The organism is Pseudomonas sp. B611 (genome assembly GCF_055407965.1).
Map to the genome: position 1 here is coordinate 99,282 of NZ_JBUZST010000002.1, position 22,988 is coordinate 122,269.

The 22,988-nt window shown below is 59.7% G+C and carries 20 protein-coding genes; 13 read left to right on the forward strand and 7 right to left on the reverse strand.

The window, feature by feature from the left end:
- The first annotated feature begins 9 nt into the window (after positions 1-9).
- From fmt to ACZRMO_RS05550, 4 genes are read left to right on the forward strand one after another with little or no spacing between them, the layout of a single operon-like run.
- The gene (gene fmt / locus ACZRMO_RS05535; protein WP_463972188.1) at positions 10-963 is read left to right on the forward strand and encodes a methionyl-tRNA formyltransferase; all 954 of its coding nucleotides are present in this window, start codon (positions 10-12) and stop codon (positions 961-963) included.
- The gene (gene rsmB, locus ACZRMO_RS05540) at positions 960-2,270 is read left to right on the forward strand and encodes a 16S rRNA (cytosine(967)-C(5))-methyltransferase RsmB (protein WP_463972189.1); all 1,311 of its coding nucleotides are present in this window, start codon (positions 960-962) and stop codon (positions 2,268-2,270) included. The genes fmt and rsmB overlap by 4 nt, the downstream gene beginning before the upstream one ends.
- Positions 2,271-2,293: 23 nt before the next feature.
- Entirely contained in the window at positions 2,294-3,667 is a 1,374-nt protein-coding gene (trkA, locus tag ACZRMO_RS05545) for a Trk system potassium transporter TrkA (RefSeq protein WP_017736256.1), read from the forward strand.
- Between the two features lie 18 nt (positions 3,668-3,685).
- On the forward strand, positions 3,686-3,997 hold the full coding sequence (locus tag ACZRMO_RS05550; RefSeq protein ID WP_463972190.1) for a hypothetical protein: 312 nt from the start codon (positions 3,686-3,688) through the stop codon (positions 3,995-3,997).
- Between the two features lie 130 nt (positions 3,998-4,127).
- Here the strand turns inward: ACZRMO_RS05550 and ACZRMO_RS05555 are convergent, their stop codons facing one another.
- A complete protein-coding gene (locus ACZRMO_RS05555; protein WP_017736254.1) occupies positions 4,128-5,015 on the reverse strand; it encodes a lysophospholipid acyltransferase in 888 nt (295 codons plus the stop codon).
- A 40-nt stretch (positions 5,016-5,055) separates the two neighbouring features.
- Complete coding sequence (locus tag ACZRMO_RS05560) at positions 5,056-5,613, reverse strand: DNA-3-methyladenine glycosylase I (protein ID WP_207040230.1); 558 nt, start codon at positions 5,611-5,613, stop codon at positions 5,056-5,058.
- An 81-nt stretch (positions 5,614-5,694) separates the two neighbouring features.
- On the opposite strand from ACZRMO_RS05560, the gene glyQ reads away from it, so the two are divergent.
- The 4 genes from glyQ (at position 5,695) to ACZRMO_RS05580 (ending at position 10,091) form a co-directional block, all read left to right on the forward strand.
- Positions 5,695-6,648: a glycine--tRNA ligase subunit alpha gene (gene glyQ, locus ACZRMO_RS05565; RefSeq protein ID WP_003213601.1), complete on the forward strand. Its 954-nt coding sequence runs from the start codon at positions 5,695-5,697 to the stop codon at positions 6,646-6,648.
- A complete protein-coding gene (gene glyS / locus ACZRMO_RS05570; protein ID WP_124527032.1) occupies positions 6,645-8,699 on the forward strand; it encodes a glycine--tRNA ligase subunit beta in 2,055 nt (684 codons plus the stop codon). Before glyQ ends, glyS begins: the two co-directional genes overlap by 4 nt.
- Positions 8,700-8,701: 2 nt before the next feature.
- Positions 8,702-9,238: a D-glycero-beta-D-manno-heptose 1,7-bisphosphate 7-phosphatase gene (gene gmhB / locus ACZRMO_RS05575; protein ID WP_463972191.1), complete on the forward strand. Its 537-nt coding sequence runs from the start codon at positions 8,702-8,704 to the stop codon at positions 9,236-9,238.
- 82 nt (positions 9,239-9,320) lie between these two features.
- A complete protein-coding gene (locus ACZRMO_RS05580) occupies positions 9,321-10,091 on the forward strand; it encodes a lysophospholipid acyltransferase family protein (RefSeq protein WP_463972192.1) in 771 nt (256 codons plus the stop codon).
- Positions 10,092-10,272: 181 nt separating this feature from the next.
- On the opposite strand, the gene ACZRMO_RS05585 is transcribed toward ACZRMO_RS05580, so the two are convergent.
- Entirely contained in the window at positions 10,273-12,555 is a 2,283-nt protein-coding gene (locus ACZRMO_RS05585; RefSeq protein WP_463972193.1) for a CHASE2 domain-containing protein, read from the reverse strand.
- A gap of 325 nt (positions 12,556-12,880) precedes the next feature.
- Here ACZRMO_RS05585 and ACZRMO_RS05590 point away from each other — a divergent pair, with 325 nt between their 5' ends.
- On the forward strand, positions 12,881-13,600 hold the full coding sequence (locus ACZRMO_RS05590) for a response regulator transcription factor (protein ID WP_463972194.1): 720 nt from the start codon (positions 12,881-12,883) through the stop codon (positions 13,598-13,600).
- A gap of 95 nt (positions 13,601-13,695) precedes the next feature.
- Here the strand turns inward: ACZRMO_RS05590 and gyrB are convergent, their stop codons facing one another.
- From gyrB to dnaA, 4 genes are read right to left on the reverse strand one after another with little or no spacing between them, the layout of a single operon-like run.
- The gene (gyrB, locus tag ACZRMO_RS05595; protein WP_017736246.1) at positions 13,696-16,113 is read right to left on the reverse strand and encodes a DNA topoisomerase (ATP-hydrolyzing) subunit B; all 2,418 of its coding nucleotides are present in this window, start codon (positions 16,111-16,113) and stop codon (positions 13,696-13,698) included.
- A 4-nt stretch (positions 16,114-16,117) separates the two neighbouring features.
- The gene (gene recF, locus ACZRMO_RS05600) at positions 16,118-17,221 is read right to left on the reverse strand and encodes a DNA replication/repair protein RecF (RefSeq protein WP_463972195.1); all 1,104 of its coding nucleotides are present in this window, start codon (positions 17,219-17,221) and stop codon (positions 16,118-16,120) included.
- Positions 17,222-17,231: 10 nt separating this feature from the next.
- Positions 17,232-18,335, reverse strand: coding sequence for a DNA polymerase III subunit beta (dnaN, locus tag ACZRMO_RS05605; protein WP_017736244.1), 1,104 nt, complete (start codon positions 18,333-18,335; stop codon positions 17,232-17,234).
- Positions 18,336-18,373: 38 nt separating this feature from the next.
- On the reverse strand, positions 18,374-19,885 hold the full coding sequence (gene dnaA, locus ACZRMO_RS05610) for a chromosomal replication initiator protein DnaA (protein WP_124527027.1): 1,512 nt from the start codon (positions 19,883-19,885) through the stop codon (positions 18,374-18,376).
- Positions 19,886-20,471: 586 nt separating this feature from the next.
- On the opposite strand from dnaA, the gene rpmH reads away from it, so the two are divergent.
- Genes rpmH through yidC form a run of 4 tightly spaced genes read left to right on the forward strand, consistent with a single transcriptional unit; the run spans position 20,472 to position 22,971 of the window.
- A complete protein-coding gene (gene rpmH / locus ACZRMO_RS05615; protein ID WP_003213577.1) occupies positions 20,472-20,606 on the forward strand; it encodes a 50S ribosomal protein L34 in 135 nt (44 codons plus the stop codon).
- 16 nt (positions 20,607-20,622) lie between these two features.
- The gene (gene rnpA / locus ACZRMO_RS05620) at positions 20,623-21,027 is read left to right on the forward strand and encodes a ribonuclease P protein component (RefSeq protein ID WP_207040237.1); all 405 of its coding nucleotides are present in this window, start codon (positions 20,623-20,625) and stop codon (positions 21,025-21,027) included.
- Positions 21,020-21,265: a membrane protein insertion efficiency factor YidD gene (gene yidD, locus ACZRMO_RS05625; RefSeq protein WP_192298133.1), complete on the forward strand. Its 246-nt coding sequence runs from the start codon at positions 21,020-21,022 to the stop codon at positions 21,263-21,265. Before rnpA ends, yidD begins: the two co-directional genes overlap by 8 nt.
- A 2-nt stretch (positions 21,266-21,267) precedes the next feature.
- A complete protein-coding gene (yidC, locus tag ACZRMO_RS05630) occupies positions 21,268-22,971 on the forward strand; it encodes a membrane protein insertase YidC (protein ID WP_124527025.1) in 1,704 nt (567 codons plus the stop codon).
- Positions 22,972-22,988 lie beyond the last annotated feature (17 nt).

Below are 22,988 nucleotides of genomic sequence, written 5' to 3' on the forward strand. Positions count from 1 at the left end.
AGACCTCCCATGACCGAGCCACTGCGCATTGTTTTTGCCGGTACACCCGAATTTGCCGCCGAACACCTCAAGGCGCTGCTCGCCAGCCCTTATGACATCGTCGCGGTGTACACCCAGCCGGATCGCCCGGCCGGTCGCGGGCAAAAACTGATGCCGAGCCCGGTCAAGCAGCTGGCGCTGGAGCACAACATTCCCGTGCTGCAACCGCCGACCCTGCGCAACGCCGAGGCCCAGGCCGAACTGGCTGCGCTGCAACCGGACCTGCTGGTGGTGGTGGCCTATGGCTTGATCCTGCCGCAAGTGGTGCTGGATATCCCACGCCTGGGCTGCATCAACAGCCACGCCTCGTTGCTGCCACGCTGGCGCGGTGCGGCGCCGATCCAACGTGCCGTTGAGGCGGGAGATAGCGAAAGCGGCGTGACCGTGATGCGCATGGAATTGGGCCTGGACACCGGCCCGATGCTGCTCAAAGTCACCACCCCAATCACTGCCCAGGACACCGGCGGCAGCCTGCACGATCGCCTCGCCGAGCTGGGCCCGCCGGCCGTGCTCCAGGCCATCGCCGGTCTCGCGGCGGGCACCCTGGAAGGCGAAGTGCAGGACGACAGCCTGGCCACCTACGCTCACAAACTGAACAAAGACGAAGCGCGCATCGACTGGAGCCGCCCGGCCGTGGAGCTGGAGCGCCTGGTGCGTGCGTTCAACCCGTGGCCGATCTGCCACAGCACCCTCAACGGCGAAGCCCTGAAAGTGCTGGCCGCGACCTTGGCCGAAGGCAACGGCGCACCCGGTGAAATCATCGGCGCCAGCAAGGACGGCCTGTTGGTCGCCTGCGGTGCACAAGCGCTGTGTCTGACCCGCCTGCAATTGCCCGGTGGCAAGGCGCTGAATTTCAGCGATTTGTTCAACAGCCGTCGTGAGAAATTTGCCGTGGGCACCGTGCTCGGGGTGGTCGCGCAATGAACCCGCGTCTGGCTGCCGCCAAGGCTCTCGCCGCCGTCCTCAATGGCAAGGCGTCGTTGAACAGCTCGTTGCCCACGCAGATGGACAAGGTCGAAGACCGCGACCGTGGTTTTACCCAGGACCTGGCGTTTGGCACCGCCCGTTGGCAGCCGCGCTTGTCGGCGCTGGCGGCCAAGTTGCTGCAAAAGCCGTTCAAGGCGGCGGACGCGGATGTGGAAGCGCTGCTGCTGGTCGGCCTCTATCAATTGCTCTACACCCGCGTACCGGCCCACGCCGCCATCGGCGAAACGGTCGGTTGCGCCGACAAGCTGAAAAAGCCCTGGGCCAAGGCCCTGCTCAACGCCGTACTGCGCCGCGCCCAGCGTGAAAGCGAAGCGCTGCTGGCCGAGCTGGAACATGACCCGGTGGTGCGCACCGCCCATCCGCGCTGGCTGCAAAAATCCTTAAAGGCGTTCTGGCCTGAGCAATGGGAAGCCATTTGCGCGGCGAACAACGCGCATCCGCCGATGATCCTGCGGGTCAACCGTCGCCATCACAGCCGCGACGCGTACCTGCAATTGCTCACCACCGCCGGCATCAACGCCACGCCATGCGTGTACAGCGTTGACGGCATCGTGCTCGAAGCCGCCACCGACGTGCGCAGCCTGCCGGGCTTTGCCGAAGGCTGGATCAGTGTGCAAGACGAAGCCGCACAACTGGCCGCCGACCTGCTCGACCTGGCGCCCGGCCAACGTGTGCTCGACGCCTGCTGCGCACCGGGCGGCAAGACGTGTCACATTCTGGAGGTCGAAAAAGACCTCGCCGGTGTAGTCGCCGTCGATCTGGAAGCCAAGCGCCTGGTGCGCGTGCGCGAGAACCTCGCCCGCCTGGGCCTCAGCGCCGAGCTGATTGCCGCTGACGGCCGCGACACTGCCACCTGGTGGGACGGCAAGCCATTCCAGCGCATCCTGCTCGATGCACCATGCTCCGCCACCGGCGTGATCCGCCGCCACCCGGACATCAAGCTCACCCGCCAACCCGACGACATCGCCGCCCTGGCCGTGTTGCAAGGCGAGTTGCTCGACGCCCTGTGGCCAACCCTGGAAGTCGGCGGCATCCTGCTCTATGCCACGTGCTCGACCTTGCCGACAGAAAACACCGAAGTGATCGAAGCCTTCCTCGCCCGCACCAGCGGCGCACGGGAGCTGGACCTCGCGACCGCGGCCGGCATCAAGCAGCCCCATGGCCGCCAATTGCTCGCGCAAGAAGGCGGACACGACGGCTTCTACTACGCCAAACTGATCAAGATCGCCGCCGCGCGCGGCTGAAACGGGTTTAAGGGAGTGACCGGATGAAAATCATCATCCTTGGGGCAGGGCAGGTCGGCGGCACGCTGGCCGAACACTTGGCCAGCGAAGCCAACGACATCACCGTGGTGGACACCGACAGCGAGCGCCTGCGCAACCTCGGCGATCGCCTGGACATCCGCACCGTGCAAGGCCGCGCCTCGTTCCCCACGGTGCTGCGCCAGGCCGGTGCCGACGACGCCGACATGCTGGTGGCGGTGACCAATAGCGACGAGACCAATATGGTCGCGTGCCAGGTCGCCCACACCCTGTTCCACACCCCGACCAAGATCGCCCGCGTGCGTGAAGCCGCCTACCTGACCCGCGCCGGCCTGTTTGACAACGACGCGATTCCGGTGGACGTGCTGATCAGCCCGGAACAGGTGGTGACCCACTACATCAAGCGCCTGATCGAAATCCCCGGCGCCTTGCAGGTGATCGACTTCGCCGAGGGCAAGGCGCAACTGGTCGCCGTGAAGGCTTACTACGGCGGGCCATTGGTGGGCCAGCAACTGCGCCAGCTGCGTGAACACATGCCGAATGTGGAAACCCGTGTGGCGGCCATCTTCCGTCGTGACCGGCCAATCCTGCCCCAGGGCGATACGGTGATCGAAGCGGACGACGAAGTATTTTTCATCGCCGCCAAGGCGAACATTCGCGCGGTCATGAGTGAAATGCGTCGGCTCGACGAGAGCTACAAGCGCATTGTCATCGCCGGTGGCGGGCAGATTGGCGAGCGCCTGGCCGAGGCCATCGAAAGCCGCTACCAGGTGAAGATCATCGAGATGAACCCGGCACGCTGCCGACATTTGTCCGACACCCTCGACAGCACCGTCGTACTGCAAGGCAGTGCTTCGGACCGCGATTTGCTGATGGAAGAAAACATCGCCGACGCCGACATCTTCCTGGCCCTGACCAACGACGACGAGGCCAACATCATGTCGTCGCTGCTGGCCAAGCGGCTGGGGGCGAAGAAGGTGATGACCATCATCAACAACCCGGCCTACGTTGACCTGATCCAGGGCGGCGATATCGACATCGCCATCAGCCCGCAGCTGGCGACCATCGGCACCTTGCTCGCCCACGTGCGCCGGGGCGACATCGTCAGCGTGCACTCCCTGCGCCGGGGCGCGGCGGAAGCTATCGAGGCGATTGCCCACGGTGACGCGAAATCGAGCAAGGTCATCGGCAAGGCCATCCGCGATATCGGCCTACCGCCGGGCACCACCATCGGCGCGATTATTCGCGATGAAGAGGTGATCATTGCCCACGACGACACGGTGATCGAGACCGGCGACCATGTAATCCTGTTCCTGGTGGATAAAAAACATATCCGCGATGTGGAGAAGCTGTTCCACGTGGGCCTGAGCTTTTTCTGATTTGACGGAGTGACCGACATGCTCGATTCCCTGGAAAAAATGCTCACCAAGGGTGTGGATAACTCGCTGCTGCGTTTTGGCTTGGGCAAGGGGTATCTGGATTTGAAGGACAACGCCAAGGCGGCGGAGCATTTGCAGAAATGCGTCGAGTTCGATCCGAAGTATTCGGCGGCGTGGAAGTTGTTGGGTAAGGCCCAACTGGGTTTGGAGGATCGTGCAGCAGCAAGGTTGGCCTGGGAACAAGGGATCGTGGCGGCTCAGGCCCATGGCGACAAACAGGCCGAAAAAGAGATGACGGTATTCCTGAAGAAACTCGACCGCCAGCCCTGAGGTGATCCCTGTGGGAGCTGGCTTGCCTGCGATAGCATCACCCCGGTGTAACTGAAACACCGAGTTGCCCGCATCGCAGGCAAGCCAGCTCCCACATTTGATCTCCATTGGCAGGGAGATCAGCGGTTAATCAGTACCACCGCTCCTCACCCGGCGGGCGTTTCTTGAAGCGCTTCATGCTCCACATGTATTGGCTCGGATACGCGCCGACATACCGCTCCACCACCTTGCTCATCGCCGCGCAGGACGTGGCGGTGTCGGTGCTGTACATGTCTTCCGGTGCCGCTTCCAGGATCACTTTGTAACCCGAACCGTCCGGCAGCCGCAGGGCATGCAGGAAAACACCCACGGCCTTGTGGCCGGCGAGCATGTTCGGCACGAACTTGCTGGTGAGCGCCTGGGTGGCAAAGAACGGTACGAAGATCCCCGCGGATTCGGCCGGCTCCGGGTCGGCGGGAATGCCCACCTGGCCGCCCCGGCGCACTTCCTTGATCACGCTGAGAATGCCTTCCTTGGTCGATGCCGCCACGCGGTTGCCCAACTGCACGCGCTGTTTGCGCAGCAGTTCATCCACCGCCTTGAGCTTGGGCGGGCGATAGAAAATGATCGGTTTGCACTGGCTGCAATAGAAGTGGTTCAACACCTCCCAGTTGCCCAGGTGGCTGGTGATGCCGACCACGCCTTTGCCCGAGGCCAGGGCTTCGTGCAGCACTTCCAGGCCTTCGACTTCGCGGACCAGGTCAATCGAGCGTTGGGCCGGCCAGATCCAGGCACACGCGCTTTCGGTGAGGGATTTGCCGATGTCCATCAGGCTCTGGCCCACCAGGCGCTCGCGGGCGGCCGGGTCCATGTCGGGGAAACATTTGGACAGGTTGATCCGCACCGTGTCGCGAGAGCGGTTGGGGGTTTTCCACATGACCCAGCCAATGGCCGTGCCGACGGCCTGGACGGCGCGCCAAGGCAACAGGGCAAATAACCGGAGAGCGCCTACCAGCAAGGCGCCTTTCAACTTTTCCACAGGTCACTCCTGATCGTGTGTGGTGCGCAAAGCCGGCATTCTAACCGGCGTTGGCCAGGTCCGCGTAACGGTCGCAGTCCTGGGTGTGGTCCATGACCATGCCGCTGGCCTGCATGAACGCGTAGCAAATGGTCGGGCCGACAAAGGTGAAACCGGCCTTTTTCAAGGCTTTGCTCATCGCTTCGGCCTCGGCGGTGATCGCCGGGACTTCGCTGCGGTCCTTGAAGTGATTGACCTTGGGCACGCCGCCGACAAACGACCAGAGCAACCCAACCGGATCTTCCAGCGCCAGCCAGGCGGCGGCATTGCGCCGGGTAGCGTTGAGCTTGAGGCGATTGCGCACGATGCCCGGGTCGAGCATCAGCGCTTCGATTTCGGCATCGGTGAGCCTCGCCAGGCGTTGTGCATCAAAACCAAACAAGACCTTTCGATAATGCTCGCGTTTGCGTAAAACGGTGATCCAGGAAAGGCCCGCCTGGAACCCTTCGAGCAAAAGCAACTCGAACAAGCCCTGCGCATCGCGCAGCGGCGTTCCCCACTCCTGATCGTGATATGCCATGTATAGCGGATCTTCAGAACACCAAAAGCAGCGTGGCATAAGGCTCCAGGGGATGGTGGCGCGGCCGAATCGGGTATACTCCCGCTCTTTAAATCGCAGCCCAAGTAACAGGTGAATTTCGTGAGCCAGCCTACGCCAGCCGTGCGTACCTTCCAAGACTTGATCCTCGCCCTCCAGCAATACTGGGCCGAGCAAGGTTGTGTGGTACTTCAGCCCTACGATATGGAAGTAGGCGCCGGCACTTTCCACACCGCTACATTCCTGCGGGCCATCGGCCCGGAAACCTGGAACGCCGCTTATGTGCAGCCCAGTCGTCGCCCGACTGACGGCCGCTACGGCGAAAACCCGAACCGTCTGCAGCACTACTACCAGTTCCAGGTGGTATTGAAGCCGAACCCGGACAACTTCCAGGAACTGTACCTGGGCTCGCTCAAGCATGTGGGCCTGGACCCGTTGGTCCACGACATCCGTTTCGTCGAAGACAACTGGGAATCGCCAACGCTCGGCGCCTGGGGCCTGGGCTGGGAAGTCTGGCTCAACGGCATGGAAGTGACGCAGTTCACTTACTTCCAGCAAGCGGGCGGCATCGAGTGCTACCCGGTTACCGGCGAAATCACCTACGGCCTTGAGCGCCTCGCCATGTACCTGCAAGGCGTGGACTCGGTCTACGACCTGGTGTGGGCTGACGGCCCGTTCGGCAAAGTGACCTACGGCGATGTGTTCCACCAGAACGAAGTGGAGCAATCCACTTACAACTTCGAACACGCCAACGTCGAGAAGCTGTTCGAACTGTTCGACTTCTATGAAAGCGAAGCCAAGCGCCTGATCGAACTCGACCAGCCGCTGCCGTTGCCAAGCTACGAAATGGTGTTGAAGGCGTCCCATACCTTCAACCTGCTGGATGCGCGCCGGGCGATCTCGGTGACCGCGCGTCAGCAATACATCCTGCGTGTACGTACCCTGGCGCGTTCCGTCGCCCAAGCCTACCTGCTGGCTCGCGCCAAGCTGGGCTTCCCGATGGCTACCCCGGACCTGCGTGATGAAGTGTTGGCTAAGCTGGAGGCTGCACAATGAGTGCTCAAGATTTCCTGGTTGAACTGGGCACCGAAGAGCTGCCACCCAAGGCACTGAACACCCTGGCCGACGCGTTCCTGGCCGGTATCGAAAAAGGCCTGCACAGCGCTGGCCTGAAGTTCGCCGCGAAAAAAGTCTACGCCGCGCCACGTCGCCTGGCCGTGTTGCTGACCGCGCTGGAAACCCAGCAGCCGGACCGCAGCATCAACCTCGACGGCCCGCCGCGCCAGGCGGCTTTCGATGCTGAAGGCAACCCGACTCAAGCCGCACTGGGCTTCGCCAAGAAGTGCGGCGTCGAGCTGAGCGAGATCGACCAGAGCGGCCCGAAACTGCGCTTCAGCCAAGTCATCACCGGCAAGCCGACCGCGAGCCTGTTGCCGACCATCGTTGAAGACTCCCTGAACGACCTGCCGATCCCCAAGCGCATGCGCTGGGGGGCGCGCAAGGAAGAGTTCGTGCGTCCGACCCAATGGCTGGTGATGCTGCTCGGTGACCAGGTCATCGACTGCACCATCCTCGCCCAGAAGGCCGGTCGTGAGTCCCGTGGCCATCGCTTCCACCATCCAGAAGCGGTCCGCATCACGTCGCCGGCCAACTACGCTGCCGACCTGCGTGCTGCCTATGTGCTGGCCGATGCCAATGAGCGTCGCGAGCTGATCAGCAAGCGCACTGAAGAGCTGGCCCGTCTGCAGGAAGGCACCGCCATCGTGCCGCCAAGCCTGCTCGACGAAGTGACCGCCCTGGTCGAATGGCCAGTGCCGCTGGTGTGCTCGTTCGAAGAGCGTTTCCTCGACGTACCGCAAGAAGCCCTGATCACCACCATGCAGGACAACCAGAAGTATTTCTGCCTGCTGGATGTGGACGGCAAGTTGCTGCCGCGCTTTATCACCGTGGCCAACATCGAAAGCAAGGACCCGCAGCAGATCATCGCCGGTAACGAAAAAGTCGTTCGCCCGCGCCTGACTGACGCCGAGTTCTTCTTCAAGCAAGACAAGAAGCAGAAGCTGGAAGACTTCAACCTGCGCCTGCAGAACGTGGTGTTCCAGGAAAAGCTCGGCAGCGTCTACGACAAGGCTGTGCGCGTTTCCAAGCTGGCGGCCTACATTGCGCCGCGCATCGGCGGTGATTCCGCCTGGGCCGCACGTGCGGGCCTGCTGTCCAAGTGCGACCTGGCCACCGAGATGGTCGGCGAGTTCCCGGAGATGCAAGGCGTTGCCGGCTACTACTACGCCCTCAACGACGGCGAGCCGGACGATGTGGCCCTGGCGCTGAACGAGCAGTACATGCCGCGTGGTGCTGGCGCTGAGCTGCCAAGCACCCTGACCGGTGCGGCCGTGGCCATCGCCGACAAGCTGGACACCCTTGTGGGTATCTTCGGTATCGGCATGCTGCCCACCGGTAGCAAAGACCCGTATGCCCTGCGCCGTGCGGCCCTGGGCGTGCTGCGTATCCTGATCGACAAGAAGCTCGACCTCGACCTGACCCAGGCCGTGGTGTTCGCGGTTGGCCAGTTTGGTGCCAAGGTCAAGCAAGCCGGCCTGGCCGAGCAAGTGCTGGAATTCGTGTTCGACCGCCTGCGTGCGCGTTATGAAGACGAAGGCGTGGACGTGTCGGTGTACCTGGCGGTGCGTGCCCTGCAACCGGGTTCGGCGCTGGACTTCGATCAGCGCGTACAAGCCGTGCAGGCCTTCCGCAAACTGCCGGAAGCCGACGCCCTGGCCGCCGTGAACAAGCGTGTGTCGAACCTGCTGAGCAAGGCCGAAGGCCTGGGCAATGCGGACGTCGATCCTGGCCTGTTTGCCGACGCCAAGGAGTTCTCGCTGAACTCGGCCATCGCCAAGGCAGAGACGGCGGTGAAACCGCTGATCGCCGAGCGCAACTACGCCGAAGCGTTGGCGCGCCTGGCCACCTTGCGTGACCCGGTGGATGCGTTCTTCGAAGCCGTGATGATCAATGCCGAAGATGCGGGTGTGCGTAAAAACCGCTACGCCATGCTGGCGCGCCTGCGCGGTCTGTTCGTCAACATCGCTGACATTTCGACGCTGAGCTGACCATGTTGAAACTGCTGATTCTCGATCGGGACGGGGTGATCAATTACGACTCCGACGCTTACATCAAGTCGGTGGCGGAGTGGATTCCACTGCCCGGTTCGATCGAGGCCATCGCGCAGTTGAGCAAAGCCGGCTGGACGGTGGCCATCGCCACCAACCAGTCCGGCATCGCCCGAGGTTACTACGACATCGCCACCCTGGACGCCATGCACGCGCGCTTGCGCACGTTGGTGGCGGAGCAGGGCGGTGAGGTGGGTCTGGTGGTGTACTGCCCCCACGGGCCGGATGAGGGCTGCGATTGCCGCAAGCCCAAACCTGGCATGTTGAAAACCATTGCAGAACATTACAAGGTGCCGTTGGCTGGGATATGGTTCGTCGGGGACAGCCTCGGTGACCTGGAGGCGGCCAAAGCCGTCGATTCTCAGCCAGTTTTGGTGAAAACCGGAAAAGGCGAAAAGACCCAGGCGAAAACCCTGCCGGTGGGCACCTTGATTTTTGACGATCTGGCGGCGGTTGCCGCAGAACTTATCAACAACTAGTCGCCCTCGACATCCTGACCAAGGAGTGTTCGGGAGTGCGCTTTTAACAGGCGGGCCATGTCCCGCAACGGTAAATGCCGCCATGTCGATCTTGCAGGCCATCAGAACCTTTTTCTTTTACCTGCTGCTGGGCACCAGTTCGTTTCTCTGGTGCACCCTGAGCTTTTTTATTGCGCCCTTTTTGCCGTTCAAGGCGCGCTATCGCTTTATCAACGTTTATTGGTGCCGCTGTGCGTTGTGGCTGTCCAAGGTGTTCCTGGGCATTCGCTTCGAGATCAAGGGTGCTGAAAACGTCCCGGACCAGCCCTGCGTGATTCTGTCGAACCACCAGAGCACCTGGGAGACGTTCTTCCTCTCGGCGTACTTCTCGCCCCTGAGCCAGGTGCTCAAGCGTGAGTTGCTGTACGTGCCGTTCTTTGGCTGGGCCATGGCCATGTTGCGTCCGATCGCGATCGACCGTGACAACCCCAAGGCTGCGCTCAAGCACGTGGCCAAGAAGGGCGACGAGCTGCTCAAGGATGGCGTGTGGGTACTGATCTTCCCGGAAGGTACACGAGTGCCGTTTGGCACCGTGGGCAAGTTCTCCCGGGGCGGTACGGCATTGGCGGTCAATGCCAACCTGCCAGTACTGCCGATTGCGCATAACGCCGGCAAGTTCTGGCCCAAGGAAGGCTGGGCCAAGCGCACCGGCACCATCACCGTGGTGATTGGTGAACCGATGTATGCCGAAGGCGAAGGCCCACGGGCTATCGCTGCGCTGAATGACCGGGCTGCGGCCTGGAATGAGGCTCAGCAACGCGCCATGGGCTCGCTGCCACCGGAGCCGGTAGTGACGCAGGTCCCTGCGGTTTGAGCTTCTGTGGATAACCTGTGTACGGATTGTTGGCGAATTGGCTTTTTTGTTTCATAACAAGCTGATTTACTTACATATTTCCCGAGCTCATAAAATTCGGAAAAAGGTGCATAAGTTTTTTCCCGCATAAAAAAACCGGTCCTTGTGACCGGTTTTTTATGCACAGCGAAAAATACGTTTTTCAGTCGTCAAGCAACGGCAATTGCAGGCTGAACGTGGTGCCCTTGCCCACCGTGCTCTCGCAGCTGATACGCCCGCCATGGCGCTCCACGACGGCCTTGACCATGGTCAGCCCCAACCCCAGGCCGTCGCTGCCCTGGGCCGATTCGAAGCGTCGGTATTGGCTGAACAACTCCGGCAAATCCTCGGCGGCAATCCCCGGCCCCTGATCGCTGATGCGGCATTCCAGCCAGCCCTCTGTGGTGCCGTGACGCAACCTGACAGTGGTGCCGGAAGACGAATACTTGATGGCGTTTTCCAGAACGTTGAACAACGCACGGGTCAGCAGCGATTGATCGGCCGACACCATGCCCTCGTCAGCCTCATCCAGGTCATGGACCAGATGAATGCCCTTGAGCTGGGCCAGCAACGCGACCTGGTCAAACGCATCCATCACCAGCATGGCGAACAATGTCGGCTGGAAGTGATAGCCGTCCGCCTCGGCCTTCGCCAGCTGCACAAAGGATTCAGTGAGGCTCAAGGCACGGCGTACCTGTTGCTCGATCTGGGCAAATACCGGCGACTCGCTGCCGTGTACATCCAGCAGCGCCAGGATTGCCGAGTGCGGCGCACGCAAGTCATGGGAGAGGAAGCGCAGCATCGTCTCGCGGTGCTGCTGGGCGTCGCGCTCCTTGCTCAAGTCCGTCAGGCTCAGCAGCCAGCCCAATGCGATGTCACCTTCTGCGGGCAGCAGGGGCGCGAGTTCCATGCGCAGGCTGCGCTGGTGGATATCCCGGAACTCCACAAGCTCCAGCGCCGAGAGGGCAGGGCGCATGCCGTTGTGCAGCGGTGGATAGCCCAGGTCGGCCAGTTGCTCCAACAGGTTGTCGGTGACCAGGTCGCTGCCGAACACCTCCCGAGCGATGCGGTTGGCCAGCAGGATATTGCCCTTGGGATCGGTAATCAGCGTCGCCACCGGCAAGCACTCCAGGCCATCGGCCATGAAGCGGCGGGTGTCGCGTGTGCGGCTGACGGCTTGCTCCAGGGCAAAGATACGGCCCTGCAAGACATCGCCTTTGCTGGCGGGAGCACGACGGCGTTCGGGCAGCACTTTGGGCTCGTTGTCCAGGCGCGCCAGTTCCCAGCCAAAGTAGGCCAGGATCACGCTGAGGCGCCGCCAGTTCCAGATCAGGTAGCTGAGCAACAAACCGATCAGGCAGGCGGCAGGGGACCACCAATGGCCCAGGCGCAACAATGCCAGGGACCCGATCAGCGCAGCGGCCATGCAGCCCAGCGTCATCCACAGTGCGTAACGAGGGCGATAGAGCAGCAGGCCGAGCAGCAAGGCCACCAGGGAAGTCGCCATCAGTGCCGCCAGCCACCCAGGCAGATCAACAATGCTGCGTTCTTGCAGCAAACCGTTAAGCACGTTGGCCTGGATCTCGACACCGGCTGTGGTGCCAAGCGTGGACGAAATGGGTGTAGCAAACCGATCACCCATTCCAGAGGCGGTCGCCCCGACCAGGATCAGACGGTTACGCATCAACTCGGGGGAGACTTCACCGCGCAATACGCTGACGTAGGACACACTGGGGAAGTGGCTGTGGGCCGCGATAAACGGAATGCGAATGCCATGCTCACGGTGCCATTGTTCACTGACTTTGCCGTGGGATTCAGCGGGCATCGCCGTGGGCTCCTGGGTGCCCATCTGATAGGCCAGCCAAGCCAGTTGCGGCGCCATGGCATCCAGCGGGCCTTCACGCAAATACAGGCTGCGCACAACGCCGTCATTGTCTGCCTCGATATTGATATGCCCCACGCCCTTGGCACATTTGAGCAGCGGCTGCATTTGTTCAGCCGGTTGGATGTAACTCGCCGGCCCTTCACGCAGCAACGGCAACAGCACGTTGCCGGCGTTGCACACCGCATCGGCCAGGCGCTTGTCATTGGCAGGGTTGCCCGGCTCGCTGAAGACCACATCGAACAGGATCGCGGCCGGTTGCGCGGCGCTCAGGCGGTCGATCAGGTCGGCGTGCAAGCTGCGCGGCCAAGGCCATTGCCCCAGCTTCTTGAGGCTGGGGCCGTCGATGGTCACCAACAGGATGCGCGGGTCCACCGGCAGGGGCGTGAGGCGACGAAGGCTGTCGTAAAGCGGGTTGTTCAACGCCAAGCCTGGGCTCAGGGACAAGTACGCGGTGATGGGTAGCAACAGCAGGCCAATCCACAACCACTCGCGTACCAGGCCATGGAACAGCCGTTGGGCGTGGGTGGGTTGGCGTTTTTCGGGCTTGCCCCAGAGCATCATAGGTCAACGTGCCTGTGCTGTTGTCGAGTAGTGGACGAAGTCATGGACCGTGGCTTTGCTCATCGTAGGACGACACTGGAGTTTACGACAGCGCACGCGTCGGCTGATCCTTTTACTTACGGTCAGGAGCCGGTATCTTTCCCACACAGGTACCGAGGACTTTCAAAGGCTTAACCGCTGATTGATCCCAGCGTACCGAGAGATCCAAGGGGTCGATGAATCTGCGCACAATTCTTCAGATTCAACGACCGGCATCTACGCAGCACGTGCCCTTATTCGAAACAGGCCAACGGCTGCCATACTTTTCAAGACGAAAGGACCACCCATGCGTGTCGCAATACTGGATGACGAACCCGCCGAACTGCGCCGGGTGGAACAGACACTGCGACAGATCCCCAGCACCGCCGAACAGCCTTGGACCCTGCACTGCTTTGAACGCGGTGAAGACCTGCTGCGTCAACTGCGCCGGGAAACCTTCGACCTGCTGATCCTCGACTGGCAACTGCCGGATATCACCGGCATTGCCCTGCTGCGTTGGACCCGCGAACACATGGAGTCGCCGCCCGCCGTCATCATGCTCACCAGCCGTGATGCCGAGAGTGACATCGTTACCGCATTGAACAGCGGCGCCGATGATTACGTCAGCAAGCCTTTTCGGCCCAACGAACTGAAGGCCCGGGTCACAGCGGTGTTGCGCCGGCACGGCCTGCAAAGGTCGGCAACCCATGAAGTGCAGAGCTTCAATGACCTGACCTTTGACGACGCCGAATTGACCGTGACCCGAGCAGGGAAGCCGATCAACCTCACTGAGCGTGAATACCGATTGGCCAGTTGCCTATTTGCCAACCTGGCACGGCCACTGTCCCGTGAGTACCTGTATGAGCGGTTTTGGACCCATGAAGAGATGGTGTCATCGCGGCCACTGGACACGCATATCTACCGGCTGCGAAACAAGCTGGGGCTCACGGCAGACAGGGGTTGGCAGCTGTTGACGATCTACGGGTATGGGTATCGGTTGGAGAGTGTGGCAGCGACTTCGCCGTGATGTTCCACGTGGAGCATTTGGAATAGACCTGTTTTCACCCAATAAAAAAGGCCAACGCTAAGCGTTGGCCTTTTTGGTTTCGCGGTGTACCTGGATCAGAAATCCAGGTTAGAAACCGCCAACGCATTGCTCTCGATGAAGTCACGGCGAGGTTCGACCGCATCACCCATCAGGGTGTTGAAGATCTGGTCTGCGCCAATGGCGTCTTCGATGGTCACGCGCAGCATGCGACGCTGGCTTGGGTCCATGGTGGTTTCCCACAGCTGATCCGGGTTCATTTCACCCAGACCTTTGTATCGCTGGATGGTGTGGCGCTTGGTGCTTTCGGCCATCAGCCAGTCGAGGGCTTCTTTGAATTCCTTGACTTGCTTCTTGCGTTCGCCACGCTGGATGTACGCGCCGTCGTCCAGCAGGGTGCTCAGTTGAGCGCCCAGGGTCACCACGGTTTTGTAGTCGTTGCTGCCGAAGAAGTCGCGGTTGAAGGTGACGTAGTTCGACAGGCCGTGGGAGATCAGCTCCACCTCTGGCAGCCAGACGTTACGTTCACGGTCTTCACGCAGGCTGGCTTTGTACACCAGGCCAGACTTCTCGGAGGTGCGCAGGCGCACTTCGTACTGGGCCAGCCAATCCTGCATCGCTGCGTGATCGCCCAACTGTTCCAGGCTTACGGCTGGCAGGTAGATGAAGTGTTCGGTCAGCTCCTGAGGGTACAGGCGCGACAGACGCTTGAGGGTCTTCATCACCATGCGGAAGTCGTTAACCAGGCGCTCCAGCGCCTCACCGGAGATGCCCGGGGCTTCGTCGTTCAGGTGCAAGCTGGCATCTTCCAGAGCCGACTGCGTCATGTACTCTTCCATGGCGTCGTCGTCTTTGATGTATTGCTCTTGCTTGCCCTTTTTCACTTTGTACAACGGCGGCTGAGCGATGTAGATGTAGCCGCGCTCGATCAGCTCCGGCAACTGACGGAAGAAGAAGGTCAGCAGCAGGGTACGGATGTGCGAACCGTCGACGTCAGCATCGGTCATGATGATGATGTTGTGATAACGCAGCTTGTCGATGTTGTACTCGTCACGGCCGATACCGCAGCCCAATGCCGTGATCAAGGTGCCGACTTCCTGGGAGGAAATCATCTTGTCGAAGCGTGCCTTCTCGACGTTGAGGATCTTACCCTTCAACGGCAGGATGGCCTGGGTGCGACGGTTACGACCCTGCTTGGCGGAACCGCCAGCAGAGTCACCTTCCACCAGGTACAGTTCGGAGAGGGCAGGGTCCTTCTCCTGGCAGTCAGCCAGTTTGCCCGGCAGGCCAGCGATGTCCAATGCGCCTTTACGGCGGGTCATCTCACGGGCCTTACGCGCGGCTTCACGGGCACGTGCGGCGTCGATCATCTTGCCGACGACCAGCTTGGCTTCGTTCGGGTTCTCCAGCAGGAAGTCGGAGAAGTATTTGCCCATCTCCTGTTCCACTGCGGTCTTCACTTCGGAAGACACCAGCTTGTCTTTGGTCTGGGAACTGAACTTAGGGTCCGGCACTTTTACCGAGATAATTGCGGTCAGGCCTTCGCGCGCATCGTCACCGGTGGTGGCAACTTTGTGCTTTTTGGCCAGGCCTTCGGCTTCGATATAGGTGTTCAGGTTACGCGTCAGTGCGGAACGGAAACCCACCAGGTGAGTGCCGCCGTCGCGCTGTGGAATATTGTTGGTGAAGCACAACAGGTTCTCGTTGAAGCTGTCGTTCCACTGCAGGGCGATTTCCACGCCGATGCCGTCTTCACGCTGGATGTTGAAGTGAAACACCTGGTTGACCGCAGTCTTGTTGGTGTTCAGGTATTCAACGAACGCACGCAGGCCGCCTTCGTACTTGAACAGCTCTTCCTTGCCGCTGCGCTCGTCCTTGAGGACGATACCCACACCGGAGTTGAGGAAGGAGAGTTCACGAATACGCTTGGCCAGGATGTCCCAGCTGAAGTGGATATTCTTGAAGGTTTCAGCCGATGGCTTGAAGTGGATCTGCGTACCGGTGGTTTCGCTGTCGCCAACGATTTTCATCGGTTCTTGTGGAACACCGTGGACGTAGGTCTGTTCCCAGATCTTGCCGCTGCGGCGAACAGTCAGGATCAACTCTTCGGACAGTGCGTTCACCACCGACACACCTACACCGTGCAAACCGCCGGAGACTTTGTAGGAGTTGTCATCGAACTTACCGCCGGCGTGGAGCACAGTCATGATGACCTCTGCCGCCGAAACGCCTTCTTCTTTGTGCACATCGACCGGAATGCCGCGACCGTTGTCGCGCACGGTGATGGACTCATCCGGGTGGATGATGATGCTGATGTCGTCGCAGTGACCGGCCAGCGCTTCGTCGATGGAGTTATCGACCACCTCGAACACCATGTGGTGCAGACCGCTACCATCATCGGTGTCGCCAATGTACATACCGGGACGTTTGCGTACGGCATCCAAACCTTTCAGCACTTTAATGCTGGTCGAGTCGTACGTGTTTTCTTCGCTCATGCCTTCACTCCCGATGGTCGTGGGTCTGGGTGATACGGCCCTGTTCCACGTGGAACAAAGCGACTGGCGTTTCCGTCTGCCAGCCTTCCCTCAATAATTCGTGGTCTACACAGGTGATAAACACCTGGCAGCGTAAGTCTTCCAACAAGCGGCATAACGCGCGGCGATGTTGCTCGTCGAGTTCTGACGGCAAGTCATCTACCAGATAAATACACTGACCGCGTCGGGCCTGGCTAACCAAATGGCCCTGGGCGATACGCAGCGCGCACACCACCAACTTCTGCTGGCCACGGGACAAGATATCCGCGGCATTATGTACGCCTAATCTAAGGCGCAGATCAGCCCGTTGGGGGCCGGCCTGGGTATGGCCAATTTGCTGGTCCCGCTGCAAGGACGTCGCGAGCACTGCACTCAGTTCACGCTCTTTGTCCCAGCCACGGTAGTAGCTCAGTGTCAGCCCTTCGAGATCCAACAACTCGCTCAAAGTCTGCTCAAAGACTGGTTTCAAGGCTTTGATATAAGCACGGCGGTATTCATCTATTTCGTCGCTGGCCAGGCACAGTTCCCGGTCCCAGGCCGCTTGCGAAGCGGCGTCAAGTGTACCATGCCGCAGCCACGAGTTCCGCTGCCGCAGGGCCTTCTGCAGGCGCTGCCAAGTGGCCATGAATCGCGGTTCCACGTGGAACACTCCCCAATCGAGGAACTGTCTGCGGATTTTTGGCGCACCTTCCAATAGGCGAAAGCTGTCGGGGTTGATCAGTTGCAGTGGCAGAATTTCCGCCAGCTGGGCCGCACTGCGTGCGTTTTGGCCATCAATGCGGATCTGGAACTCACCGCCGCGATCACGGGATATCCCCAAGGCACTGTTGCCGCCTTCCGCCAATTCGACTTGGCCGAATACCGTGCACGCCAACTGCTCGTACTGGATAACCGGTAACAAGCGGGCACTGCGAAAGGAACGGGCAAGCCCCAACAAGTGGATGGCTTCCAGCACGCTGGTTTTGCCACTGCCGTTGGCGCCGTAGAGGATATTGATGCGGGGGGAGGGGGAGAAGGTCACCGGGTGCAGATTGCGCACCGCGGTGACCGAGACGCGACTAAGGGACATCTAGCTTCTATTACAGGCGCATCGGCATAACAACGTAAGCCGAGTCGTCGTTGTCAGATTCCTGCACGAGGGCGCTGCTGTTGGAGTCCGACAGAATCAGGCGAACCTGTTCGGTGGTCATCACACCCAGCACGTCGAGCAAGTAGCTCACGTTGAAGCCGATTTCCAGGGAGCCGCCGTTGTAGTCAACGCCCACTTCTTCTTCCGCTTCTTCCTGCTCCGGGTTGTTGGCCTGGATTTTCAGCTGACCGTTGGCCAGTTGCAGACGAATACCACGGTACTTCTCGTTGGACAGGATCGCCGTACGGCTGAATGCTTCACGCAAAGCCTGACGATCGCCGATCACCAGCTTGTCACCACCCTTGGGCAGTACGCGCTCGTAATCCGGGAACTTGCCGTCAACCAGCTTGGAGGTGAAGGTGAACTCACCGGTGGTGGCGCGGATGTGGTGTTGACCCAAGACGATACTGACATTGCCGTCCGGCTCAGTGAGCAGGCGCGCCAGTTCGAGGATACCTTTGCGCGGCACGATCACCTGGTGACGGTCCGGTTGGCCAATGTCGGCCTTCATCGAGCACATGGCCAGACGGTGACCGTCGGTGGCCACGGCGCGGATGATGCCTTCAGACACTTCCAGCAGCATGCCGTTGAGGTAGTAACGCACGTCCTGTTGCGCCATGGCGAAGCTGGTGCGTTCGATCAAACGACGCAGCTTGCTCTGCTCCAGGCTGCAGGTCAGCGAGCCAGGGCCTTCTTCCACGGTTGGGAAGTCATTGGCTGGCAGGGTGGACAGGGTGAAACGGCTACGGCCGGCCTTGACCACCAACTTGGCGTCATCAACCTTGATATCGATCAGCGCGTCGTTCGGCAGGCTTTTGCAGATATCCATCAGCTTGCGCGCCGGTACGGTGATCTCGCCAGGTTCAGCGGGTTCTTCCAACTGCACACGACCGACCAGTTCGACTTCCAGGTCGGTACCGGTCAGGGACAATTGCTGGCCTTCGACCACCAGCAATACGTTGGAAAGCACCGGCAAGGTCTGTCGGCGCTCGACGACGCCTGCGACCAGTTGCAGGGGTTTCAACAGGGCTTCGCGTTGAATGGTGAAATGCATGGTCTAGTCCCTTGCCTTAATAAGCTGCGCTGGTGTCATCACGTTGTCAGTGTACGCAGCAGGTTCTTGTAGTCCTCGCGAATATCCGCGTCGGATTCCTTGAGTTCGTTGATTTTGCGGCACGCGTGCAACACGGTGGTGTGATCGCGACCGCCAAACACATCGCCGATTTCCGGCAGGCTGTGGTTGGTCAGCTCTTTGGAGAGCGCCATTGCCACTTGCCGTGGACGAGCCACCGAGCGCGAACGGCGCTTGGAGAGCAGGTCGGAAATCTTGATTTTGTAGTATTCGGCAACCGTGCGCTGAATGTTATCCACACTCACCAGTTTGTCTTGCAGCGCCAGCAGGTCTTTCAGGGATTCGCGAATCAGCTCGATGGTGATATCGCGGCCCATGAAGTGCGAGTGGGCAATGACCCGCTTGAGTGCGCCTTCCAGCTCGCGCACGTTGGAACGAATGCGCTGGGCGATAAAGAAGGCAGCGTCGTGGGGCAGGTCGACCTTCGCCTGGTCGGCCTTTTTCATCAGGATCGCAACGCGGGTTTCCAGCTCCGGCGGTTCTACCGCAACGGTCAGGCCCCAGCCGAAGCGCGACTTCAAGCGCTCTTCCAGGCCTTCGATTTCCTTCGGGTAGCGATCACTGGTCAAGATGACCTGCTGGCCGCCTTCGAGCAGGGCGTTGAAGGTGTGGAAGAACTCTTCCTGGGAACGTTCCTTGCGCGCGAAGAATTGAATGTCATCGATGAGCAAGGCATCAACGGAACGGTAGAACCGTTTGAACTCATTGATGGCGTTCAGCTGCAAGGCCTTGACCATGTCAGCCACGAAGCGCTCCGAGTGCAGGTACACGACCTTGGCATTCGGGTTCTTCTTTAATAGATGGTTACCCACAGCATGCATCAAGTGGGTCTTACCCAAGCCAACGCCACCATAGAGGAAGAGCGGATTGTAACCATGCTTGGGGTTGTCGGCGACCTGCCAGGCAGCGGCGCGGGCCAGCTGGTTGGATTTACCTTCGACAAAGTTCTCAAAGGTAAAGGTGCGATTCAGGTAGCTGGTGTGCTTGAGCGCGCCTTCGACTTGCACCGTGCGCTGTTCGGCGCGAACCGGTGCTTGCTGGGAACTGGCGCCGGCCATCGGGTCGAAGCTGTCGCGTGACGGTTCCTCGTTCTCAGGCGCGCTTTTTTGCGCGGAGGACTTGGATGGCGCGGGGGCTGGAGCCGGCGCAGCCGGTGCAGTCGCGACCTGCGCTTGCGAAGCGGCAGCCGCCAGCGGGGCATTCGGCGCAGCACGAGGGGCGGAGCTGCGTTTGCTACCTATTAATAAGGAGAGCACGGGCGCAACGCCGTTGCCATGTTCGTCGAGCAATTCGAGAACGCGGCTCAGGTACTTTTCGTTGACCCAGTCGAGAACAAACCGATTGGGTGCGTAGACACGCAACTCGTCGCCTTCGGCTTCGACTTGTAGTGGACGGATCCAGGTGTTGAATTGCTGGGCAGGCAGCTCCTCGCGCAAAAGCTCCACGCACTGCTGCCAAAGTTCCACTGACACGGATATCCCCTAAGTTGAAAGCCGGTGAGGCAAAAACAGCCGCCATTGTAGCGGCGCGCTGCCCACTTATCCACATGTAGGTTGCGCACAAGGCAGCCAAAATCAATGCGTTAACCACAAAAAAAGCGACCAATGGTCTGTGCATAAGCTCTGTGGATAAGCGCACCTAAGGTCGTTGTACAAGTGGGGGCAAAAGTCTGTGGGTAACTGGCCTGTGGATAACAACCCATTCCACCCACAGCTTATCCGACAGTGCAGCACAGGCAGAGCCCAGTTTCTCCCCCGTGTTGTCATTCTCTGTACATCAGGTGGAATATGGCCTCAAGGTAGTTATCCACAGATGATCGTCGCCCTAGCTTTTATAAGCTTTACAGAAAAGCTTTAAATAACTTCCTTCTTTATTTTTATATCTATGGCATTGCCCATGAAAGCCGAGCGGATAGAAAAGGACGCTTTGCCGTATAGAGATCTAATTGAAGGAAAAGCTGGTTGGAAATTGACCTAGAGGCTTGCTTTCTCTAGAATCGCCGGTCTCTTAAAACGGGGGCCATTCCGGCCCGTTGTGGACGAACCAGGTAACAACGCCATGAAACGTACTTTCCAACCAAGCACCATCAAACGCGCCCGCACCCACGGTTTCCGTGCTCGCATGGCTACCAAGAACGGCCGTGCTGTCCTGTCGCGTCGTCGCGCCAAAGGTCGTGCACGTCTGGCAGTTTGATAATCCGGTACCTGTGGTGAGTCAGGACTTCAGTCGGGAAAAGCGTCTGCTAACCCCCCGGCACTTCAAGGCAGTCTTTGACTCCCCCACCGGCAAGGTTCCGGGGAAAAATCTCCTGCTCCTTGCGCGTAACAACGATCTGGATCACCCCCGTCTCGGGTTGGTGATCGGCAAGAAGAGCGTAAAGCTCTCCGTTGAGCGCAATCGCCTCAAGCGTCTGATGCGCGAATCGTTTCGCCTCCACCAGGACACTCTGGTTGGTTGGGATATTGTTATCGTCGCGCGCAAAGGCTTGGGGGACGTAGAAAACCCCGAATTGATTCAGCATTTCGGCAAGCTCTGGAAACGTTTGGCGCGTACCAACAAGCCAGCACCAGCAGTCAGCACCGAAACTGTAGGGGTAGACAGTCCTGATGCGTAAACTGGCAATCGTTCCGATCCAGTTTTATCGCTATGCCATTAGTCCCCTGATGGCCAACCACTGTCGTTTCTACCCCAGTTGTTCCTGCTACGCGTTAGAGGCCATAGAAAATCATGGTCTTCTGCGCGGTGGCTGGCTGACCTTTCGTCGTTTAGGTCGCTGTCATCCGTGGAATGCCGGTGGTTATGACCCGGTTCCACCTATCCCTACCTCCCGTTCTTCTTCGATGGCCGAGTAATCATGGATATTAAACGCACGATCCTGATCGTCGCCCTGGCAATCGTGTCCTACGTCATGGTCCTTAATTGGAACCAGGACTACGGCCAAGCTGCCCTGCCGACTCAGAATGTTGCTGCCAATGCTGTTCCAGCGGGGCTTCCCGATACAGTGAGTGGCACCAACACTGCCGCCAGTGATGACATTCCACGCGCAGCGGGCGAAACAAACGCACCCGCAGAAGTACCAGTTGCCGCCAGCACAGACCTCATCCAGGTAAAAACGGATGTATTGGACCTGGCTATCGACCCGCAAGGTGGCGATGTTGCCAAACTGACACTTCCTCTGTATCCGCGTCGTCAGGATCACCCGGAAATTCCATTCCAGTTGTTCGATAACGGTGGCGAACGTGTTTATCAGGCTCAAAGTGGCTTGATCGGCACCAACGGCCCTGATGCGAGCCCTACCGGTCGTCCGGTTTTCTCCTCGGAGAAGAAGAGTTATCAACTGGCCGATGGCCAGGACCAGTTGGTCGTCGACCTGAAGTTCAGCAAGGACGGCGTCAACTACATCAAGCGTTTCACACTGAAACGCGGCCTGTACGACATCGTTGTCACCTACTTGATCGACAACCAGAGCGCGCAGCCTTGGACTGGCGCAATGTTTGCCCAGCTCAAGCGTGATGCCAGCTCCGATCCGTCGTCCAGCACCGCGACTGGCACCGCGACTTACCTGGGCGCCGCCCTGTGGACAAGTTCGGAGCCGTACAAAAAAGTGTCGATGAAAGATATCGACAAGGTTGCCGAAGACAAACAAAAGGCCCCAATCACCTATAACGTGAACGGCGGCTGGGTTGCATGGTTGCAACACTACTTCGTGACCGCGTGGATTCCTCAGCCTGGCCAGAACAACCTGGTCGCGGCGCGCAAGGACACCAAAGGCAACTACATCATTGGCTACACTGGCCCGGCGTTGACCGTCGCACCAGGTGCCAAGGCTGAAACCAGCGCCACTCTGTACGCCGGCCCGAAAAGCCAGGCTGTGCTCAAAGAGTTGTCCCCAGGTCTGGAACTGACTGTGGACTACGGCATTCTGTGGTTCATTGCCCAGCCGATTTTCTGGCTGCTGCAACATATCCACAGCATCGTCGGTAACTGGGGCTTCTCGATCATCTTCTTGACCATGCTGATCAAAGGGATCTTCTTCCCTCTGTCGGCAGCCAGCTACAAGTCAATGGCGCGCATGCGTGCCGTGGCGCCGAAACTGGCAGCGTTGAAAGAGCAACATGGTGACGACCGGCAGAAAATGTCGCAGGCCATGATGGAGCTGTACAAGAAAGAGAAGATCAACCCGCTGGGTGGATGCTTGCCGATTCTGGTACAGATGCCAGTATTCCTGTCGCTTTACTGGGTTCTCCTGGAAAGCGTGGAAATGCGCCAGGCGCCGTTCATCCTGTGGATTACTGACCTGTCGATCAAAGACCCGTTCTTTATTCTGCCGATCATCATGGGCGCGACCATGTTTATCCAGCAGCGTCTGAACCCGACTCCGCCGGATCCGATGCAGGCCAAGGTAATGAAAATGATGCCAATCATCTTCACCTTCTTCTTCCTGTGGTTCCCAGCTGGTCTGGTGCTGTACTGGGTAGTCAACAACGTGTTGTCGATCTCTCAACAGTGGTACATCACACGTAAAATCGAAGCGGCTACCAAAAAAGCCGAAGCGTAATTTACTCTGTGGGTAAC

Excerpts from the sequence above, each read along its gene's own strand:
- gmhB (WP_463972191.1), top strand. The coding sequence starts at position 8,702 with ATGTTGAAACTGCTGATTCTCGATCGGGACGGGGTGATCAATTACGAC.
- rpmH (WP_003213577.1), top strand. The coding sequence starts at position 20,472 with ATGAAACGTACTTTCCAACCAAGCACCATCAAACGCGCCCGCACCCAC.
- ACZRMO_RS05560 (WP_207040230.1), bottom strand. The coding sequence starts at position 5,613 with ATGCCACGCTGCTTTTGGTGTTCTGAAGATCCGCTATACATGGCATAT.
- rsmB (WP_463972189.1), top strand. The coding sequence starts at position 960 with ATGAACCCGCGTCTGGCTGCCGCCAAGGCTCTCGCCGCCGTCCTCAAT.
- ACZRMO_RS05585 (WP_463972193.1), bottom strand. The coding sequence starts at position 12,555 with ATGATGCTCTGGGGCAAGCCCGAAAAACGCCAACCCACCCACGCCCAA.
- recF (WP_463972195.1), bottom strand. The coding sequence starts at position 17,221 with ATGTCCCTTAGTCGCGTCTCGGTCACCGCGGTGCGCAATCTGCACCCG.
- yidD (WP_192298133.1), top strand. The coding sequence starts at position 21,020 with ATGCGTAAACTGGCAATCGTTCCGATCCAGTTTTATCGCTATGCCATT.
- ACZRMO_RS05550 (WP_463972190.1), top strand. The coding sequence starts at position 3,686 with ATGCTCGATTCCCTGGAAAAAATGCTCACCAAGGGTGTGGATAACTCG.
- ACZRMO_RS05580 (WP_463972192.1), top strand. The coding sequence starts at position 9,321 with ATGTCGATCTTGCAGGCCATCAGAACCTTTTTCTTTTACCTGCTGCTG.
- fmt (WP_463972188.1), top strand. The coding sequence starts at position 10 with ATGACCGAGCCACTGCGCATTGTTTTTGCCGGTACACCCGAATTTGCC.
- glyS (WP_124527032.1), top strand. The coding sequence starts at position 6,645 with ATGAGTGCTCAAGATTTCCTGGTTGAACTGGGCACCGAAGAGCTGCCA.
- gyrB (WP_017736246.1), bottom strand. The coding sequence starts at position 16,113 with ATGAGCGAAGAAAACACGTACGACTCGACCAGCATTAAAGTGCTGAAA.
- dnaN (WP_017736244.1), bottom strand. The coding sequence starts at position 18,335 with ATGCATTTCACCATTCAACGCGAAGCCCTGTTGAAACCCCTGCAACTG.
- yidC (WP_124527025.1), top strand. The coding sequence starts at position 21,268 with ATGGATATTAAACGCACGATCCTGATCGTCGCCCTGGCAATCGTGTCC.
- trkA (WP_017736256.1), top strand. The coding sequence starts at position 2,294 with ATGAAAATCATCATCCTTGGGGCAGGGCAGGTCGGCGGCACGCTGGCC.
- ACZRMO_RS05590 (WP_463972194.1), top strand. The coding sequence starts at position 12,881 with ATGCGTGTCGCAATACTGGATGACGAACCCGCCGAACTGCGCCGGGTG.